Here is a 1,916-nt window from a genome sequence, read left to right on the forward strand (position 1 = left end):
CGTTGGGGAAGGCCGCCACGGAGACATTGATCTTGCAGCGACGCTCCACGCGCGCAGCACCCGGCACCCCGGGAAGGAGGGCCTCCGTGTACGGCGCCTGCTCGGCGTGCACGCGCTGGATCAGCTGGACGAGCTGCGCGGCGCTCTCGAGATCGCCCAGGAACTCTTCGCCCTCGACGGCGCCGGCGGGCGGATCACCCCGAAGGGCGAGGAAGTTCGTGATCCCGGCATCCAGAAACTCCCTGATGAGCCGAGTGGCGCCCTCGTAGGACGTCCCGACGCACGTCAGGTGCGCCAGCGCCGGCACGGAGGTGCGCTCGTGGATGTACCGGACCAGCTCGAGGGAGCGGCCGCCACTCGACCCACCCGCGCCGTACGTGACGGAGATGAACCGGGGTTCTTCGGCTGCCAGCAGGCGGATCGTCTCATGGAGCGCCGGGATCGACGCGTCTGAGCGCGGCGGATACAGCTCGAACGAGAACGGCACCGCGCCCGCAGGGGCGGTCGGGTCGTCAGCCATCGGGTGCTCTCAGGTCGGAGGGACAGTGTGGCCGGACGGCCGCGGACCGCGCCCGACTGTCGGGGCACGGCATGTTCGCGGGCGGGTGCCGGGCTCGGCTGTCGCTCCAGTCCGCACCCGTGAGGGCATCGGACGACGATTCGACAACGATATGCGAGGCCACCCACCCGCGTCGATCAGTGTGACGCACTGTTTCGGCGTAGCGTTGGGCCATGGAGCGCGTTCAGCCGTACGGGACGTGGAGTTCCCCGATCACTGCACCCGAGGTCGCTGCGGCCTCCCCGCGGCTCGAAGGAGCCCGGTTCGTCGGCGATGAGCTGTGGTGGGGCGAKGGGATTCCCGAAGAGGGCGGGCGCACCGCGATCAAGCGGCGCACCGGGGATGGCACGGTCGAGACGGTGCTCCCGTCACCCTGGAACGCGAGCTCGCGTGTGCACGAGTACGGCGGCGGCGCGTGGACGACCGCCCCCGACGGGACGCTCTACTTCGTCGAGAAGACCGACCAGCGCGTGTGGGAGCTCACCGCCGGCGGCCAGCCCCGGGCACTCACTCCCCCCGCCGAGGGTGCCGCATATGGCGGCCTCACCTGGCAGGCCGGGCGGCTGCTGGCCATCCGGGAGCACCAGACCGAGGCATCCGAGATACGCCGTGCGATCGTCGAGATCACCACCGATCGGATGTGGGACTTGATCGAGCTGACCGCGGATTCCGATTTCCTCGCCCAGCCCGCCCTGTCTCCGGGCGGACGGCATCTCGCCTGGGTGGCCTGGAACCACCCCGACATGCCGTGGGATCGCACCGAGCTGCGCATCGGCCGCCTCGAAGACGGCATCGTCGTCGAGTGGGCCACGGTGGCGGGCGGGGACTCCGCGCCGCTGCAGCCGGTGTGGCTGGACGACGACGACCTGCTCTACGCCGACGACTCGACCGGCCGGTGGAACCTCTGGCGCATGCGCCTGGATGCCGGGCTTGACCACGAGGATCTCGCACCCGCGGATGCCGACACCGGTGGGCCGCTGTGGGTGCTGGGCGCCCGGTGGTACGGCCGGCTGGATGACGGACGCATCGTGGCGATCCGCACCRACGGCCGCGACGAGATCGTCGTGATCGACCCGGCGACCGGTGTGGTGAGCCCACTCGCGCTCGATGTGTGCGCGGGGGTCACCATCGAGGATGTGTCGGGCACGCGGGTTCTCCTCACCGGAGCCTCGCACGAAGCCCCCGCGGCCCTCTGGCTGGTGGACGTCGACCGGCCCGCCGAAGCGGACCGCGTCGCCGGGGGCGCACCGCCGGCAGGACCGGAATGGATGCCGCAGCCCCGTGCGGTGGTCTACGACGGGCCGCACGGCCGCGTGCACGCCTTCGACTACGCTCCGCGCAACCCGCACGTCAGCGC

The 1,916-nt window shown here is 71.3% G+C and carries 1 protein-coding gene and 1 pseudogene; one reads left to right on the plus strand and one right to left on the minus strand.

Annotation, left to right across the window (positions count from 1 at the left end; genetic code table 11):
- A partial coding sequence (locus AC1DVT_RS19925; protein WP_477391093.1) for a methylenetetrahydrofolate reductase occupies positions 1 to 520 on the minus strand: 520 nt, incomplete at its 3' end.
- A 212-nt stretch (positions 521 to 732) separates the two neighbouring features.
- Here AC1DVT_RS19925 and AC1DVT_RS19930 point away from each other — a divergent pair.
- Positions 733 to 1,916, plus strand: a pseudogene (locus AC1DVT_RS19930) (S9 family peptidase); the annotation flags it as partial.

It is taken from the genome of Microbacterium sp. P2_F9, from assembly GCF_056403635.1.